Below are 16,921 nucleotides of genomic sequence, written 5' to 3'. Positions count from 1 at the left end.
ATTAGATTTTTTACGCAGCAGTTTTGACTAATTATAAATTCGACCAGTGAGTTATAGTTCAAATTTCGATTTTCGCCAGTTTTAAGGCGAATTTTCTTACATTGAGTAACCGGCTTTGACGATTGATTACAAATTAAGCGGCACCGGAACAGTGCTCGCCCACTAACCCGCTTGCTCACTAAATATTTCTTTCACCTGTTTAACGTGGCGACGGCTGACCGCCAGTGGCTTTTCTTCGCCCTGAACCGACACCCAATAGCCGCCGTCTGAATCGCGGAACAGCTTTTCAATACGCGATCGGTTAACCAGGCAGTTGCGATGAACCCGAATCAGCAGACTGGCAAACTTTTCTTCCAGTGCCTTCAGGCTGATATCGACAACACGCTCGCCCCGCTCGCCAAACAACGATACATACTTCTGATCTGCCCGAAAGTAATAGACTTCAGCCAATGGCAGGCGTTCTTTTTCCCGCCCGGTCTGTACCGGTATGGTGGGCACTGAGTTCGATTCCCCTGTTGATAACGCCATAACCTGGGCCCGGTTTAACTTCTGGCACTGCTGCAACGCCTCTTCCAGTGCAGCCTTTTGAATGGGCTTTAACAGATAAGACTGAGCATTCACCCGAAACGCCTCCAGTGCGTGCTCATCGTAGGCGGTACAGAAAATCACCGCCGGGCGCTGCGGCATTTTACTGATCGATTCCGCTACCTCGATACCGCTGGGCCCGGGCATGCGGATATCCAGCAATACAACATCGAAGGTTTCGCTTTCCAGCCGCTTCAGTGCTTCAGTGCCATTGGTCGCAGCCGCGGTGCCATCGACATAATCGATAGACTGAATAAAGCGCAGTAATCTGTCGCGTGCCAGCGGTTCATCATCAACAACTAAAACGCGCATACATTACTCCTTTATCGGTTTGGGTAGCGTTAGGGTTACTTTGTATTGCTGGTTGGCCTGCTCAATGCGGTAACGGGCAGCATCACCATACAGCGCCTGCAGCCGATTACGCACGTTCTCCTGACCAATGCCGTGACCACGATGGCCGGAAGGCTGCTGCGAGCAACTGTTTTCAACGATTAAGGTCGTAATACGTGGTGTTTGCAGAACAGAGATGGTGATTTTGCCACCGGCCTGGTTGGCTGCGACACCATGCACCACGGCATTTTCCACCAGCGGCTGCAGGCAGAGCACCGGCACCGGCCAGTTCATATCGGAAACCGATTCATTCCAGCTAACCTGAAGCCGATCGCCCAGGCGCCACTTTTCAAGGCGCAGATAGCCCTTCACCAACTGCAGCTCATCCTTCAGCGGGCAAAAGCGGCTTTTTTCCGCCAGACTGGCGCGGAACAATACCGATAAAGAGGCGATGGCCGCTTCGGCATCTTCCGGCTTGGTGGCCACCAGCTCAGAAATGGTGTTAAGGCTGTTAAATAGAAAATGCGGCCGGATGCGCGCCTGCAGTGCATCCATGCGGGAGTTGGCCTCGGCCTGACTTTGGGCAATCACCTGCTGCTGCAGCTGAAAGAAGCGCAGCACCATGGCGGTGATGATGCCAGAGGCCAGCAGCTTTTGTAGCAACGAAAGCGGAGCAACCGCGCCCGTCAGCACCCACTGCCCCGCAGCCAGCACCGAGAGCACGATACACTCGACCAACAAAAAGCTCACCAGCCAGCCTTTGCGCAGAGACCACTGATCAAAGCGGTGCCGGCGTAGCTGGCACAATAAGGCAGCAGCCAACAGCACCACCCATTGCACGCTCAGGCTGCGCAGAGCGAAGACAGACCAGGAAAACGAAAACTCCGCCAGCGTCCAGGCCAGCACACACAGCTCAGAAACCAGTACCAGATAGAGCAGCGCCTGAGTTTGACACAGGTTGGGGATTTCAAAATGTAACTGCTTGTTTTGCGGGTTCACTGCGACGAGGTTCCAGAGATTTAATCAAATACTTTATTACAACAACAGACTAAATGCCTGCCGAAAACATCGACAATAGCGCGCATTGTGCGAGCTTTCTGTGAACTGCGCTATTCAGCAGCAACGCCGTTGCCTATAATGTGCGGCCAATTCAATCAACCGGACGATTTCCATGACCCAAACGAACTCTTCTTGGGGTGGTCGCTTTGCTGAAGCCACCGATGCCTTTGTCGCTGAATTTACTGCATCCATTGGTTTTGATGCCCGGCTTTATCGCCACGACATTGAAGGGTCTATTGCTCATGCAACCATGCTGGCCAAATGCAATGTTATTGCAGAAGATGAAAAAGACGCCATTGTTCACGGCCTGAAAGAAGTGCAGAACGATATTGAAAACGGCGACATGCAGTGGTCTGTGGCGCTGGAAGACGTGCACATGAACGTCGAGGCGGCACTGACCCACAAGATCGGCATTGTTGGCAAGAAGCTGCATACCGGCCGTTCGCGTAACGATCAGATTGCCACCGATATTCGCCTGTATGTGCGTGAAGAAATCGACCACCTGGCAGCCGAAGTCACCCGCCTGCAGCAGGCGCTGATTACCCTGGCACAGGCAGAGGCCAACACCATCATGCCCGGCTTTACCCACCTGCAAACTGCACAGCCAGTCACCTTCGGTCATCACCTGATGGCCTGGAATGAAATGCTGCAGCGTGATTTTGAGCGCCTGCTGGATTGCCGCAAGCGCGTCAACATTATGCCTTTGGGGGCCGCAGCTCTGGCCGGCACCACCTACCCGATTGACCGCAGCATAACGGCTGAGCTGCTGGGCTTTGAACGCCCGACAGAAAACTCGCTCGATTCAGTCTCTGACCGTGACTTCGCCATCGAATTTACCCACGTTGGCGCTCTGATTATGATGCACCTGTCGCGCATGTCGGAAGAACTGGTGCTGTGGGCGTCGGCTCAGTTTGATTTTATCGACCTGCCAGATCGCTTCTGTACCGGCTCATCCATTATGCCGCAGAAGAAAAACCCGGATGTACCCGAGCTGGTGCGTGGTAAAACCGGCCGTGTTTATGGCCACCTGATGAGCCTGCTGACGCTGATGAAATCGCAGCCACTGGCCTACAACAAAGACAACCAGGAAGATAAAGAGCCGCTGTTCGATACTATCGACACCCTGGCCGGCAGTCTGCGTGCCTTTGCCGATATGGTTCCGCATATTCAGGCCAAGCGAGACAACATGGAACTGGCCGCCGCTAAAGGTTATTCCACGGCGACCGACCTGGCAGATTATCTGGTTAAGAAAGGCTTGCCGTTCCGCGATGCACATGAAGTAGTGGGTGAATCCGTTGCCTTTGGCATCAAAGAAGGAAAAGACCTGTCTGAACTGACGCTGGAACAGCTGCAGGCATTCTCAGACCTGATTACTGCCGATGTCTTCGATGTGCTGACGTTATCCGGCTCGGTTGCAGCCCGCGACCATTTGGGTGGCACCGCACCGAATCAGGTGAAGGCGGCCTGTGAGCGAGCCCTGAAAAAGCTCAGTGAACGCTAAGCACGGTCTCTTGAAAAGCACATCACCCGATGTGCTTTTTTTATGCCCGCCATTTTCAAAGCCCGGCCCTGACAACGCCTGAATCGCTTTCGAATTTTCATATCGCAGCTATGCTTTCTTTAATTCTACATTTCCACCCCTGCTGACCCGCTGTGACCATGCACCTGCGCGCAGCGACTGTACCGGAACGGACGACTGAACAAGCAGCTATGAAACTCAGGCATTTTTTTATTTTTACTTTTTGTTTGATTGCAATCGTGCCTACCACGCTGTTCTGGCTGTGGCCCTACTCGAAGGCATTAGAGTTTGAAATTAAAGAGGTTGAACAACGGCACCTGGTCATCGCAAAGAACATGTCCGGCGCGTTTGAACGCTACTACCACGATGTTGTTGGGATCTTTTCCATTCTCGATAGCCAAAGCCCGGAGCAAATGCAATCGAACGAGTTCCGCGCACTGCTGAACAGCTTCAACTTCAGCCTGGTTGCACGGGTAGACAACGGTGATGGCTCAACCAAGGATTGCCTGTTTAGCAACGGCATCGATTGCCCGCAGTTTTTCGAGCCAGCTATTCTGGCGCTGGCCGAATCAACACTCAGCGAAGGCAGAGTTTTATCGACGGTAACTGAGGATCAGGCTCTACAAACCGGACCCGTCTTTGTGCTCGCGAGGGAAACCGCCGACGGCCTTCTGCTGGCTTACATCGCCACCGATTACATCGTTGCGATGGGCAAAAGGGTCGCCTTCGGCGAAAAAGGTCATGCCGCGATTGTGGATCATCAGGGCAATGTGCTGGCACACCCAAATGATGGCTGGATAGCGGAACGCAGAAACATCACCGCAGTGAGTGCTGTTCAAAAAATGCTGGAAGGCAAAACCGGTGTAGAACAGTTTTTTTCACCGGCGCTGAAGGCCGATATGATTGCCGGTTACACCTCGGTACCCAACGCTCTATGGGGCGTTATGGTGCCACAGCCAATCATCGAGCTTGAAAGCAAAGCCATCGCAATTGACCGGGACGCATCGCTGGTTATCCTGATCGGTCTCGGCCTGGCACTGGCCATTTCGATTCCTGCGACGCTTTCACTGGTGAGACCGCTGGAAAGGCTGATCAAAGCCATTCACGTAATAGAAAAACAGGGGTCCTCGGTACACTTAGACTGGCAACCCTCAGTCTTTGTACCGAAAGAAATACGCGAACTGAAAACCTCTTTCGGCTCAATGGTGCTCAGTATCGAAAAAAGCCGCAAGAAGATTTCCAAGCTGGCTTACTTCGATTCCATCACCTGCCTGCCCAACCGCAGTTACTTTTATAAGCTGGCGATTAAATCGATGGACGCCATGAGCGCTGAGGGCCGTAAAGGCGCCATCCTGTTTATCGATCTGGATGGCTTCAAACAGGTTAATGACAGCTATGGCCACCGAGCCGGCGACGAGCTGTTGCTGCTCTTTAGTAACCGGCTTCGGGCACACTTTTCCGCCTGCGTAGAGGACGACGCATTGCTGGCTTATTACGAGTCTCTGCCCGAGAACATTCCGGCCCGACTGGGCGGCGATGAGTTTGCCGTATTACTGGGCCACACAGAGAGCCGAGAAGAAATAGAAAACCGCGTGCACAGCCTGTTCAATGCAATTTTCTCTGATTATGACCTGTACGGTGGCGTCCGCGTGAGCCTGACCGGCAGTGCCGGCATCGCGCTGTTCCCCGAACATGGCAGCGTCTGCAACGAGCTGTTAAAGCTGGCCGACGTCGCCATGTACCAGGCGAAAGCCGCCGGCAAGAACCAGGTGCATTTCTACTCAATACAGAAGTAAGCGGATTCATCCTCGGTCGCGTAATTCAGCGCGATTGTCGCCATCGACATCAGCTCATCCAGCGTTTCACCGTGATCCGGAAAGGTGACAATCCCCATCGCCACATCGGCATAAACCGTGGTGTCTTTTGAGCGCAATGGCTGTATGGCCAACTGGATAACCTGATCGGCAAATTCCTTCACACGCCCGGTCGGGCGCATCGATTCGACAAACAACAGAAACTGATCACTGCCGGTACGCGCCAGTAAATCATCTGGGCGAATCCGGTTGCGTAAGCGCTGGCCAATAACGCGAATAATTTCTTCGTCGACACCATAACCGGCCGCACTGTTGAGTTCATCGAGATTGACAATACGCAGCAGCAAGCAGTGAAAAGGTGCCATGGTGCGCCAGCGATCAAAGTGCTCGGGCAGGCTGGCGCGATTGGGTAAGCCGGTCAGTTCATCGTGATCAGAAATATGCGCCATCAACTGACGAACATCGTTGAGCTCCTGTTGCTGTTTATTCAGCTCACCGCTCAGTTCACGGGTGCGCTCCAGGTTAATCAGGTTCGCAAAGGCAATACCGATGACCGGTGCCATATACTCCAGCAGGCTGATCGCTCGGGAATTAAAAACATGGGCACTGCGTGACTGCAGCGTTAACACACCGATCACGCGATTCTCACACTTCAGTGGAATAAACGATACCGCGCGCACCAGATTGGGCGCATCGGCCAATGGCATGTCATCGTTCATTTCGTAATTGTTTTCAATCAGTATTCTACCGTCATTAACCGCACGTACCGACCATGCATTGGTTTCCGTCATTGAAATACGGTCCGGCGGCAGGCGTTTTTCGCCTTCCAGTACACAGTCAAAATACAGGTTGTCCTCTTTCAGTTCGGCAATGCCAACAACATCGGTATCTATCCAGCCATTCAGCTGGTCACGCAGGCGGCGCAGCATAGATTCCTGATCCAGCGCCGCGTTGACTGCCATCGCAATGCGGTTAACAGCCTGCAACAGAGCGTTACTTTCGGCCAGAATCTGGTTGTTTTTCTTCTGTTGGGCAACCTGATGGCGCAGCGAATGATGCACCTCTTCAGCCTGAAACCGCGCCCACTGATGGGTGACTTCGTTTTCGCGCATTTCCCGCGCGATGCGATCTGCATGCTGGTAGTGTGCCGTTGCCCGGTCATGACACAGGTGCGTGACGTAAAAGCTGGCCAGTGAGATGTGAATCTGATGGCTCAGTGCCAGCGGAATAGAGTGATCAAGCAGCAGGTTCAGCCAATCGATGCCGTACTTGGGCTTATCGGAGGACAGCAAATCCATCGCGGCTTCATAGGTTAAAAAGTAGATGTCGGTGTTGGTATTGGCATCGGCGCCATCCCAGAGTTTTTTCAGCTGACTCTCACCGATTTTCACGTTTTCATACTTCATCAGGTAACGCGATGAAAAGTATTCAACCTGCCGGCTCAGCGGAATACTGGCAATGCTGTACACCAGTTCGCGGCACAGCTGCAGCTGATCCTGAACCGTTCGCTGATTACCGCGGAAGAACGCCAGCCGCAGCAACAGCAGCTGATACTCTGCCAGCAACACATCATTAAAGGTGGTGACATCGGTAACGGTCATCAGCTCCTGTTCGGCATCGGACCAGTAACCTAAGTTCATCAACCCGCGCGACAACCCAATGCGCACCGGCACCACCAGGTCATTACCGCTTTCCACACCGGACATTAACTGCAATGCCATGCGGAACTGCTCAATAGCCAGGGTGTATTCACCCATTAAAATATAGGCCGAGCCCAAACCAAAATAACCGTTGGCGACAAACTCTGTTTCGCGGGTATCTTTGAAGAGAATATTTGCGCGCTGGAAGTTTTCAACAGCGGCATCATTGACCCGCAGCTCAATATGGCACCAGCCCAGCACCAGATTCGCCAGCGCCAGTGTCCGTATCCAGCCGTTCTTTTGCGAAAGCAGTATCGCCCGTTCGGCCAACAGCTGAACTTTTTGAGGGTTTTCCTTTACCTGCTGCAAAATCTCTTTTAATTCAGTATACAGCGTGTCTTGCTTCATATTACCTGTCATCTCCCGGGCGCTGTCTTTCAGACATTACGCTTTAACCAACCAACCACCTCCTTCTCAGGCAGCGGCTTGGCATAGTAATAACCCTGAATCATATCGCAGCCATACTTTCGCAACAGCATCAGGGTAGCTTCGTCTTCTACGCCCTCAGCAACCGTCTGCAAACCCAGGGTATGCGCCATCTTGATCGTTGAAGACACAATGACCTGATTGGTTTCGTCAGTGAGAATATCGGCGACGAAAGAGCGGTCTATCTTGAGTGCACTGATCGGCAAGCTTTTAATATAGGCCAGCGATGAATAGCCGGTGCCATAGTCGTCAATTTCAACCTTGATGCCGATTTCACCCAGCATGTTAATAATTTCAACGGCACGCACCGGGTCAACCAGCAGAGTCGATTCGGTTAATTCCATGACAATGGATTCACCCGGTAAATCAAACTCTTTGAGCATGCCCTCAATAATTTCTGGAAAATGATGGTCCAGCAGCACCCGGGGTGAAATATTCACGGCGATATGCAGATCAGGAATGATGCGCCGCCAAACCTTCAGATTGGCAAGCGTTTGGCGAACCACAAAGTCTGTAATCTTACGAATGCCCTCACCCATCTCGGCAATGGCAATAAATTCAGCCGGCGACAGCGGGCCAAACTCAGGGTGCGTCCAGCGGACCAGCGCTTCAAAGCCACCGGTTAATCCGGTCGCGGTCGACATCAGAGGCTGATAGACAACGCTTAGCTGGCCTTCACTTAAGGCCTGATCGAGCCCTGAAAGCACTGCGATACGCAGTGGCGTGGTGGTGTCCAGCTCACCGGTAAATTCAACGACCGCTTTGGCTGAGTTCTTGGCTTCATACATGGCCACATCGGCACAGCGCAACAATTCATGGCCATCAGAACCATGATGTGGAAAATGCGCCACGCCGACACTGGCTTCGACCTGAAAGCGCAGACGGTCAATGAAATAACTTTCAGACAGAACCTCGCTGACTTTTTTTGCCACCTGTCGCGCTTCCTGCGGAGAAATGTTGGGGAAGAATATGGCGAACTCATCGCCACCCAGTCGCGCCAGATAGTGCGCCTTATCACTCAGATTATCAGCAATGCGTGGCCCGATCTCACAGAGCAGTTTATCGCCAAACTGATGCCCGAAGCTGTCATTAATCTCCTTAAAACGATTCAGGTCAAAGAGCAATAAACTGGCCTGTTTTTGCGTCGGCAATGCAACCTTGATCCAGGCATGTAACTGAGTGCGGTTACCCAGACCGGTCAAGGAATCGCGCATGGCCTGCAGGCGCAGGTTTTCACGCTGCATCAAGCCCTGCAGTGCCAGGCTCAGAGCATTGCGCGAGAAGTTCAGCAGTTCTAAATCTGGCATATCTGAGTAAACGGTCATCACCATCACCAAATACCCGACATGGCTCTGGCCCAGTGGCCAATAAATACGATGGGTAGCCCGCTCCAACACCAGATTGTCTTCGCGGCGGCATTTTTCCAGGCTTTTTATCCAGCTTTCGTTTTTTGCCAGGGTTGAATACTCATTCCAGTAATGGGAGTAAGGGGCGGCCTGCAGCACGGTATGCCAGTCGCCGGATGCCCAGTAAACCAGATCAAGGCTCGACAGATTAAATGTCTTCTGCAGGTTTTCCTGCACCTGCCATAAAAACTCAGACTCATCGGCAATGGTATCCAGTTGCCCCAACAGGGTCACCATGCTGGTCAATTGATTCTTCTGGCGCAACAGAAGTTCATTCTGCACGAGCTGGGCATCGGCCAAACGCGCCTGCCAGATTTCACGCAGAACCCGCTTGCCGGCAAACTGCAGAATCTCTTCAAAACCAGCGATGTCTTTAATCGGCTTTTCGGTACCAAACAGCAGGTACGCCCTGTTACGTTCAGATTCATCGGCAAGCTTAACGGTAGATACAATCGGGTGACCGCCAAACAGACATTCCTTTTCAAAATCACTGCAGCTTTCAGGTACCTGCTGATTAAAACTGGAAATATCTATTGCACGAATTTTATTCGGTTGAAAGGCAAAGGGCGGCAATAAGAAACCCCTGCGGGAAATAACCCAGGTTTCCCACCAGTCATCATTCAATGGTACGCAGAACAGCAGCCAGGGAATTTTCTTGGAGGCTTCAAGCCGACGACAAAAATGCACCAGAAAATCGCGCCCGGTTTCAAAGCTGATGTCCTGCATAAAGGACTCAATATTATTGAACAGATTAGTGGCATCGCTGAATTTTGGTGGCTCATCCGGCTGCAGCCACAACACGGACTGCGAACGTTTTTGGGTGATGTCCTGAGAGTAACGCACATATTCAGTCACTGGCACATAACTGCCATCGACACCGCGAATACGATAATTCAGCGCCATGTTGCGCGTTGTGGTACGAATGTAGTCGTAGCTGGTGATCAGCTGTTGCAGATCATCAGGATGAACATAATCGAGTACCTGCGCTTTTGCCGACGGGCCAATCAAGTCGTCGATATTAATGCCCAGAAAATCTGCCAGCGCTTTATTGGCTTCCAGCAGAACCCAGCGGCCTTCCAGCTCGGCTGCGTGGTACATAATCAGTGGTGAATGCTTAAAACTGAACGCACCCAGCATTTTGCGCTGAATATTTATCAGCCACTTCAGGGCATTGCTCAGGCTGCTGACCAGCTCGTAACGCTTCGCCACCGGAACGGTGCCGTAGAAGTAAATACTGACGCCTTTGATATCCAGGCCACCCAACGGCAGCCGGCCACCCTCACCCTGAAGATTGCCAAAGGCGTATACGGATTTGGGCTCCCCCTTCACGAGGTTGGATACATGAAGATCCAACCCCTGAAAACCGCGAACGGTTTGCGCCCACTCAATAACGGCGGGCTCAAGTATCAGGCGTGCGCCGTCCTGAAGCTGGGACCAGTTCAATTTAAAATCAGTTTGCGTGCTCTCTTTGGTATATAAATCTGGCATCTGCAATTAATTAGCTGGTTTTATGCTGTGGCTTTCAACAGTGTCTTTACATTCTAGACACTGTACTCGTCTTTGCAGATCCCTTGCCAAGCTTTATATCCAATTTTCTACCCGCGTATGAAATCAGATTCTACCCGATAACAGCCGGCTGTTGGCTTTTGGCGATGTTTTTATACAGTTCAGCAGATTCGGGCAGCATGTTTCGTTGCTGCAGCAACTCGGCAAGCTTCAGCCCGCTTTCGCGGTCACCCAGCTGCCAGCCCTGCTCCAACCAGCTCTGCGCACTGCCCCAGATTTTCTGTTTAATATTGAGCAGCCCCATGGTGCGGCAATAGGCCAGGCCGGGTTGTTCAGGCTTAAGCTTGTGCAGAAAATCCAGCTTTTGTTTATCGTCAATATCCAGGCTTAACAGCAGATCACAGTGCTCCAGTTGATCCGGCAATTGCAGCAACTGCTTCAGGCGTTTAAAGGCCGACTCAGTGGCACCGACAGAAATAAGGTAACGCACCTCGGCCACAATCACTTCAGGAATGTGCTTCTGTGCCCGCGACAACGACCTGAGAATTTTAGTGCCTTCGCCTTCTTTGCCCAACACACTCTTAAAGGCAACCTCTACTGCCTGTATCAGCCAACGCTCTCGCTCTTCCGGCTGAATATTAATTGCTTCATTGACCCGATCGATCAACTGAAGCCCCTGCCCCGTCAACAGCATTGCCTGCCACTGACGTTCACGCAACCAGGGCACCTTGCACACAGCGGGCTGATCGGCAAGCAACGCCAGAAAAGCCTCGTGTTGATTGGTTTGCCAGTGACGCTCGGCCTGCAGCATCAGGGCAAAGTTTTTCAGTTCCGGGTCGGCCTCACTAAAGGCACTGAAGCGCTCTGGCCAGTCGGCATGAGTTAAACCCAACGCCAGGCTGACGGCCTGCGGCAACCGATCGGAACCACCGGCACGGGCAACCTTATGCAGCGATTTAATGGCTCTGTCTTCGTTGCCAGTCATCCAGTGCTGAATGGCCGCGGAGGTCTCTTTCTTGGCAATCTTCTGATAACGGCGATTCTTAAAGGAACGCACCAGCCTGCCCGGTGCCAAACGCCGGATCAGCCAAACCACCAGCACAATAAACAGGATGCTACCAAGAATCAGCCCCAAGCCGGCCCAGAAGGTGGTTTCGAGCATCCAGCCGTTCCAGGTAATCAGCATGACCCCGGAATCTTTCACCATCATTTGCGCCAGCGCGCCGCCTATGAGCAGGGTTACAATAATCAGCAGGACAAACGGAATCAGCTTTCTCATTCTGTCGCCTCCTCTGCATCACTTTGGCCGGCCAGATACTGCTCGATCAGCTCAACGCTTGCGTGAATATCCGGCCATTGCGGGTTAAGTACCGCAGCCTTTAAGGTCGACAGCTGCTCCAGGTACGGTGCGACACTGATCTGGCTCTGCATAGCGGTCAGCATTTCGGTGCTCTGAGCCAGAGCGGCATCGAATAGACTCTGGTTGTGGGCCAGTAACGCCAGCTGGGTTTGCTCAAGCAGCAACAGGGTACGCTGACGCCATTGCTCAAAGTCGGAATGCAGCGGTGGAGCCTCCATCGGCACATCAAGACGGGAGACCACGAATACATTCTGCAGGCCCTGCAGGAAGCTTTCAGCCGGCGAGGTATCGGATTCCAGCTCCGGTTGATTCAGCGGTTTGGGCAGCCAGTTTAATTCACGAATCTGTTCCGCCATGGCTTCCAGAGTAAAGTAGAGGCCATTGATATCCGCAGACACGGTCGAATTCAGTGCCAGCATATCTGCCGCCAGTTGTCGGCGCAGTGGCAGTACAGCCGCCTGATCCATATTAGCCAGAATGGTGTCTGCAGCCTTCAGCAGGCCAGAAGCTACCGTTGCCGAGCTGTCGAGCTGCAGTCGCTGCTCAGCAAGGCGGGTCAGGGTAAGAGCTTCCTCGAGTGGCCAGCGGTTTTCGGTACGGTCGGCATCGCGATTCCAGCGCTGAGCGGCATTAACCACCAGCTGCTCGATATTGGTATAGGCCTGACGCCATTCATTGCGGTTGCTGGTAATACCTGACTGCACCGTTTCATATTGCTGCTGATTGGCCTGAATCTGCTGTACCAGTGCCTGCTGATTGCTGGCCAGGCTGTCGATTCTCTGATTCAGCCGGTCAAACAGCCAGTAGCCACCCGCGGCCATCAGCACCAGCAGAATCACCAATATGATGACAGCCAGCAGCCAGGATCGCCCTTTGGCAAACCGGCCCGGAGTTTTTTCTGCCTTTTTAATTTCTTCAGCGGGCTCCGTAGCCTTGTTATCGTTGTCGCCGGCATCCTGTTCGATGACTTCAACAACGTCCTGCGAAACCAGTTTTTCCTTATCTTGCTCGCTCATAATCTACCCGTACCTGATAACACTTATTATTTTGAAACAGCGCAGAGCAGTTGTGCCAGTGCTTGCGGTGTAGCGCCGTTCGCTTGTTTTATATTGTTCAATTTATGCTGTTTTGCCCAGTCAACCAAGCGCCCGGACGACAGCCACCACTGCCCGTTCCAACTGCGCCAAAACGGGCCATTGTTGTCTATTAACTGCTCGCCCAAATATTCAGAGCTGAGCCAGAGCGCCTGCGCGTGCCGGGCCTGCTCGGCCATCTGCTCCAGCGCCGCGGTATTGATGGCCCGGCGGTAACAATCGACCAGGGCAACCTTAACGCCCTGCTGCTGCAGTTTGTGGCTCAACCAATCGCGGCCATCTTCACCGCGAACAATCAGGCATCGGCCTGTCTGATTGATGGCAGAGCGGATCAACGCATAAACATCTTCTGAAGTATGGCCCGTTTCCGGGTATTCTGCATTTAATCCGGCTTTTTGCAGAACGCTTGCGGTACGCGGGCCATTACACAACCAACGCACCTTAATCGGTGGCATCGGCCAGTATTGATCCAACGCCTCAACCAATACTTTTGCGGCTGTCGGGCTGACACAAAAGACAGCAAAGTTCAGATCCAGATTCAACCATTCTGAGCGCATGGTTGCGGTTTCCGGCAGAACATCGATCTGCCACGGGTCCGCAAAGGCGAGTTCCGCGCCGCTGTCTGCCAGCTGCGCTTGCCAGCGCGACTGCTCGGAAGCGGCTTTAGGAATAACGACACGCATCAGCTTAGCTCGGCAAGCAACTTTTCAGCACCCCGGGCAATCAGCTGCTCAGCAACAAAGCAGCCCAGACTTTCTGCCTGAACCCGCTGCTGAACCTCGGTTTCTTCCAGGGTGATCTGCTCTGAAACCTGCAGCAGGGTTTGGCCATCATTTGAGGCAACCCGCCCTTCCAGCGACAGTTGATTGCCGTTAATGACCGCAAAGCCGGCAATCGGTACCTGACAGCCGCCATCGAGCGAACGGTTCATGGCGCGCTCGGCAATCACCCGCACGGCCGTTTCATGGTGATACAGCGGCTTAAGCACTTCGCTCACCGCAGCATCGTTGGCTCTGGTCTCAATACCGACAGCGCCCTGCCCACAGGCCGGAAGCAACCAGTTATAATCGATCACATGCGCGATTCGCTCAACCAGGCCAAGACGGACCAGGCCGGCGGCGGCCAGCAGAATGCCATCGTATTCACCGGCATCGAGCTTTCCTAGACGGGTGCCGACATTGCCGCGCAGGACTTTAATTTCCAGATCCGGGCGGCGCGCCAGTAATTGCGCCTGACGGCGTAAACTGGAGGTGCCAACAACTGCGCCCTTCGGCAGCTCATCGATATGCGCATAGCGGTTACTGACAAAGGCATCGAATGGCGTTTCCCGTTCGCAGATAACCGGCAAATCAAAGCCTTCGGGCAACTCCATGGGCACATCTTTCATGGAATGCACGGCAATATCGGCCTCGTCATTCTGCATGGCCACTTCCAGCTCTTTCACGAACAGCCCCTTGCCGCCCACTTTCGCCAGTGCGACATCGAGGATTTTATCGCCCCGGGTACTCATAGGTATCAGTTCGACCTGAATATCGGGATGGTGCTTTTTAATTTCGGCGGCGACAAATTCTGCCTGCCACAGGGCAAGCGGGCTTTTACGGGTGGCAATTCTGATTTTATCGATCATATCAACTTCTTTAATTCAGCTTGGGGGCAGTGTACCACTGCTGTTACAACGGTACAGACAACCTTTATTACGGCACACAGTGGATGACTCAGTTATTCAGCTACGCGGCTCTTGTGGGTTTTGACAAACTCAATGGCGTAATCGACAGCCTCTTTTACCGCCTTTTCCATCTCACGGTAATCGGCTGCTTCCAGATAAAAAGCCATGTCCACAGAAAACCGGTAGTAACGTGACGGCAACTGATTCAATGCCACACAGGCAATATCGATCTGCTGATCTTCACTCAGTTGAAGGCTTTCCTGGCGGCGGTCAAACTCATCTGCCACCAGTTTTTCATAAAAATTAGAGATCTGACTTTCAAAGCTCATTAGGCTTTCTCCTTGTTAGAACAAAACAATGTCGCATCGGTGGCGCTCATTGGTTTGCCGTAGAAATACCCCTGTATCTGATCGCAACCCAGCCGGATCAGAACGTCTTTTTCTTCTTGGGTTTCAACGCCTTCTGCGATGACCTTGATACCCAACTGATGGGCCACATCGACCATCGCCGCAATGATGGCGATATCGCGCTCGCCTCGGGCAATATTGACGATGAAGGAGCGGTCTATTTTCAGTTTATCCACAGGAAAACGCGACAGGTAACTGAACGAGGAATAGCCGGTACCGAAATCATCAATGGCCAGGGTAAAGCCCAGCGACTTCAGCGTATGCATGGTTTCTATTGCCGCCCGTTCATCTTCAACCAGGATGCTTTCGGTCAGCTCCACCTGGATAGACTCGGGCAATGCCGGATAGTCGACCAGCGCCACCTCGATGGATTCGATGAAGTCCTGCCGTGAGAATTCCTGTGCCGAGACGTTAAAGGCAATCTTTCCGGTTTTCAGCTCCGGATGCTTCTGCCATTCCACGCTTTGCCGGAGCACTTCACGCATGCCCCAGTTACCCATACTCTGAATAAGCCCGGTTCGCTCGGCAATTGGAATAAACACCGATGGCGGCACCGACTGGCCTTTGTTGTTCCAGCGCATCAAGGCTTCAAAGCCCACCAGCTCACCGGTACGCAAATCCTGCTGCGGCTGATAATGAATACTGAGCTCATCCAGCTGTACAGCATAGCGAAGCTCCTGCTGAATCCGCTCCGCTTCCAGCAGTTTTTCAGCCACCGACTCATCGAACAACAGAAAGCTTTCATGACTGCTTCTTGCCGTACTGAGCGCTATGTTGGCCCGCTGCATTATAAATTGAGACGACTGAGAGGATTTCTCGCAAACGGCACCGCTTTCGAGCTTGAAGTAGTGCTCCCGGGTATCTGAAACAAAGGGCGCTTCAGCGCACTGGTCCAGCAATTTGGCCAAATAGCGGTACTGCCGGTCGCTGAGCTTGCCGAAGTATAAGCAGCCAAACCGGCTGTTATCGAACCGGATCACAACGGCCTTGCGCTCGCCAAAGGTATCGACCGCCTGATAAGCGGTACGGAGTCTCATCGACAGTTCGCGCACATACTGATCGGCCACCTCCAAGCCCTGACTCGACAACACCGCGGAGGTACCGGAAACCCGGGTTATTATCAGCGTCAGGTCGAGGCTCTGGCTCTTAACTTCATCAACCAGTTGCTCATAGCGCTGGCGGTTTGCCAGCAGACAAACCGGATCGTGATAGGCGATAAAGGCATTCCGGGCTCGAATCTGTTCCTGCTCGGTAATGTCTTCACCATAGATATGGATTCGGCCATGGTTCTTCAGAAGCTGCACACTGAATTGGTAGATTCGATCTTCCAGATGCCGAATCCACACGGCCTGAGTCTGTTTTTCACGCTTCAGGTCATAAAGCCGCTCTTTGTAATCCTCGGGCAGCATCTGGGTGGCGTCATCACAGTCTGGCATCAGCTGCTTTAAGGCACTCAACGCGGCCGAGTTCTGATAGATCAGCTTGCCGGAGTAGGTCAGGCCAAGCACCGGATTGGGGTTATCTTCAGGAAATGGTGCCAGGCGATAATCCTGCGCCCGACGGCCCATAAAAAAGGCCATGCCGGCGATAGACAGCAACAGTAGGGTCAAGCCAGCCCGCGCGTAATTGATCAGCTGAGTGAAGTACACCTGCAGGCGGTGGCATTCAAACAGCTCCCAAACCAGCATCGACTGCAATTCGGTGGCGCGCGCTAAATCCGATTGATCCAGCGGATAATCCTGAATGAACGCGGTGAGTTCGGCTGCAGAGAGGTCTTCCTCGCCCAGGGTTTCGGGCAGGTTATCGATCAGCAAACCAGCGTGCAGATCAAGCACTTCAGTGGCTGACAGTGAATGCTCGGCATGCTCAACCCACTGACCCAGGGCATCGTAAGCCACGACCAGAGAGTTGGTGACCGACGCCAGCCGGCTGAGCTTAATACCCAGCCCGATGGCAACCAGTAAAACGACCAACGCTACAAAAACCAGAGCAAATAAGGACCGTCGTGCATTCACGAAAAAAACATACCTGAAAAAGTACCTTCACTCA

12 protein-coding genes are annotated in these 16,921 nt (G+C 52.9%); 2 read left to right on the top strand and 10 right to left on the bottom strand.

The annotated features are described in order from the left end of the window. Nucleotides 1-162 precede the first annotated feature (162 nt). Both BCF53_RS15455 and BCF53_RS15450 read right to left on the bottom strand, forming a co-directional pair. Nucleotides 163-897, bottom strand: coding sequence for a LytR/AlgR family response regulator transcription factor (locus tag BCF53_RS15455; RefSeq protein WP_132702983.1), 735 nt, complete (start codon nt 895-897; stop codon nt 163-165). A 3-nt stretch (nt 898-900) separates the two neighbouring features. Next, the gene (locus BCF53_RS15450; protein ID WP_132702981.1) at nt 901-1,914 is read right to left on the bottom strand and encodes a sensor histidine kinase; all 1,014 of its coding nucleotides are present in this window, start codon (nt 1,912-1,914) and stop codon (nt 901-903) included. A 172-nt stretch (nt 1,915-2,086) separates the two neighbouring features. Between BCF53_RS15450 and argH the strand changes: the two genes are divergently transcribed. Both argH and BCF53_RS15440 read left to right on the top strand, forming a co-directional pair. Beyond that, nucleotides 2,087-3,475: an argininosuccinate lyase gene (gene argH, locus BCF53_RS15445; RefSeq protein ID WP_132702979.1), complete on the top strand. Its 1,389-nt coding sequence runs from the start codon at nt 2,087-2,089 to the stop codon at nt 3,473-3,475. A 257-nt stretch (nt 3,476-3,732) separates the two neighbouring features. Next, entirely contained in the window at nt 3,733-5,289 is a 1,557-nt protein-coding gene (locus tag BCF53_RS15440) for a sensor domain-containing diguanylate cyclase (protein ID WP_165901944.1), read from the top strand. On the opposite strand, the gene BCF53_RS15435 is transcribed toward BCF53_RS15440, so the two are convergent. The 8 genes from BCF53_RS15435 to BCF53_RS15400 all read right to left on the bottom strand — a co-directional run bounded on the left by BCF53_RS15435 (nt 5,271) and on the right by BCF53_RS15400 (nt 16,887). Next, nucleotides 5,271-7,355 (bottom strand): diguanylate cyclase domain-containing protein, encoded by a 2,085-nt coding sequence (locus BCF53_RS15435; protein WP_165901943.1) that lies wholly within the window; start codon nt 7,353-7,355, stop codon nt 5,271-5,273. The two genes, BCF53_RS15440 and BCF53_RS15435, sit on opposite strands and share 19 nt — an antisense overlap. 29 nt (nt 7,356-7,384) lie before the next feature. Further along, nucleotides 7,385-10,327, bottom strand: a complete 2,943-nt coding sequence (locus tag BCF53_RS15430; protein WP_132702973.1) for an EAL domain-containing protein — start codon at nt 10,325-10,327, stop codon at nt 7,385-7,387. A gap of 130 nt (nt 10,328-10,457) precedes the next feature. Beyond that, nucleotides 10,458-11,624 carry a heme biosynthesis HemY N-terminal domain-containing protein gene (locus BCF53_RS15425; protein ID WP_132702972.1) on the bottom strand — a complete coding sequence of 389 codons (1,167 nt, stop codon included), beginning with the start codon at nt 11,622-11,624 and terminating at the stop codon, nt 10,458-10,460. Then, nucleotides 11,621-12,721 carry a uroporphyrinogen-III C-methyltransferase gene (locus BCF53_RS15420; protein ID WP_132702971.1) on the bottom strand — a complete coding sequence of 367 codons (1,101 nt, stop codon included), beginning with the start codon at nt 12,719-12,721 and terminating at the stop codon, nt 11,621-11,623. Before BCF53_RS15420 ends, BCF53_RS15425 begins: the two co-directional genes overlap by 4 nt. A 26-nt stretch (nt 12,722-12,747) precedes the next feature. Continuing rightward, entirely contained in the window at nt 12,748-13,482 is a 735-nt protein-coding gene (locus BCF53_RS15415; RefSeq protein ID WP_132702970.1) for a uroporphyrinogen-III synthase, read from the bottom strand. Beyond that, nucleotides 13,482-14,426, bottom strand: a complete 945-nt coding sequence (gene hemC, locus BCF53_RS15410; RefSeq protein WP_132702969.1) for a hydroxymethylbilane synthase — start codon at nt 14,424-14,426, stop codon at nt 13,482-13,484. The genes BCF53_RS15415 and hemC overlap by 1 nt, the downstream gene beginning before the upstream one ends. 92 nt (nt 14,427-14,518) lie before the next feature. Beyond that, nucleotides 14,519-14,794, bottom strand: coding sequence for a late competence development ComFB family protein (locus BCF53_RS15405; protein ID WP_132702968.1), 276 nt, complete (start codon nt 14,792-14,794; stop codon nt 14,519-14,521). After that, the gene (locus tag BCF53_RS15400) at nt 14,794-16,887 is read right to left on the bottom strand and encodes a putative bifunctional diguanylate cyclase/phosphodiesterase (protein WP_132702967.1); all 2,094 of its coding nucleotides are present in this window, start codon (nt 16,885-16,887) and stop codon (nt 14,794-14,796) included. Before BCF53_RS15400 ends, BCF53_RS15405 begins: the two co-directional genes overlap by 1 nt. Between the last annotated feature and the right edge of the window lie 34 nt (nt 16,888-16,921).

The organism is Reinekea marinisedimentorum (assembly GCF_004341165.1).
GTDB classification, from domain to species: Bacteria; Pseudomonadota; Gammaproteobacteria; order Pseudomonadales; family Natronospirillaceae; genus Reinekea; species Reinekea marinisedimentorum.
The sequence above is the reverse complement of the archived record's forward strand: the minus strand, read 5'-3'. Positions and strand labels throughout refer to the sequence as shown.

Coding starts and splice junctions, on each gene's coding strand:
- BCF53_RS15455 (WP_132702983.1), bottom strand. CDS start 897: ATGCGCGTTTTAGTTGTTGATGATGAACCGCTGGCACGCGACAGATTA.
- hemC (WP_132702969.1), bottom strand. CDS start 14,426: ATGATCGATAAAATCAGAATTGCCACCCGTAAAAGCCCGCTTGCCCTG.
- BCF53_RS15415 (WP_132702970.1), bottom strand. CDS start 13,482: ATGCGTGTCGTTATTCCTAAAGCCGCTTCCGAGCAGTCGCGCTGGCAA.
- BCF53_RS15405 (WP_132702968.1), bottom strand. CDS start 14,794: ATGAGCTTTGAAAGTCAGATCTCTAATTTTTATGAAAAACTGGTGGCA.
- BCF53_RS15435 (WP_165901943.1), bottom strand. CDS start 7,355: ATGAAGCAAGACACGCTGTATACTGAATTAAAAGAGATTTTGCAGCAG.
- BCF53_RS15425 (WP_132702972.1), bottom strand. CDS start 11,624: ATGAGAAAGCTGATTCCGTTTGTCCTGCTGATTATTGTAACCCTGCTC.
- BCF53_RS15430 (WP_132702973.1), bottom strand. CDS start 10,327: ATGCCAGATTTATATACCAAAGAGAGCACGCAAACTGATTTTAAATTG.
- argH (WP_132702979.1), top strand. CDS start 2,087: ATGACCCAAACGAACTCTTCTTGGGGTGGTCGCTTTGCTGAAGCCACC.
- BCF53_RS15420 (WP_132702971.1), bottom strand. CDS start 12,721: ATGAGCGAGCAAGATAAGGAAAAACTGGTTTCGCAGGACGTTGTTGAA.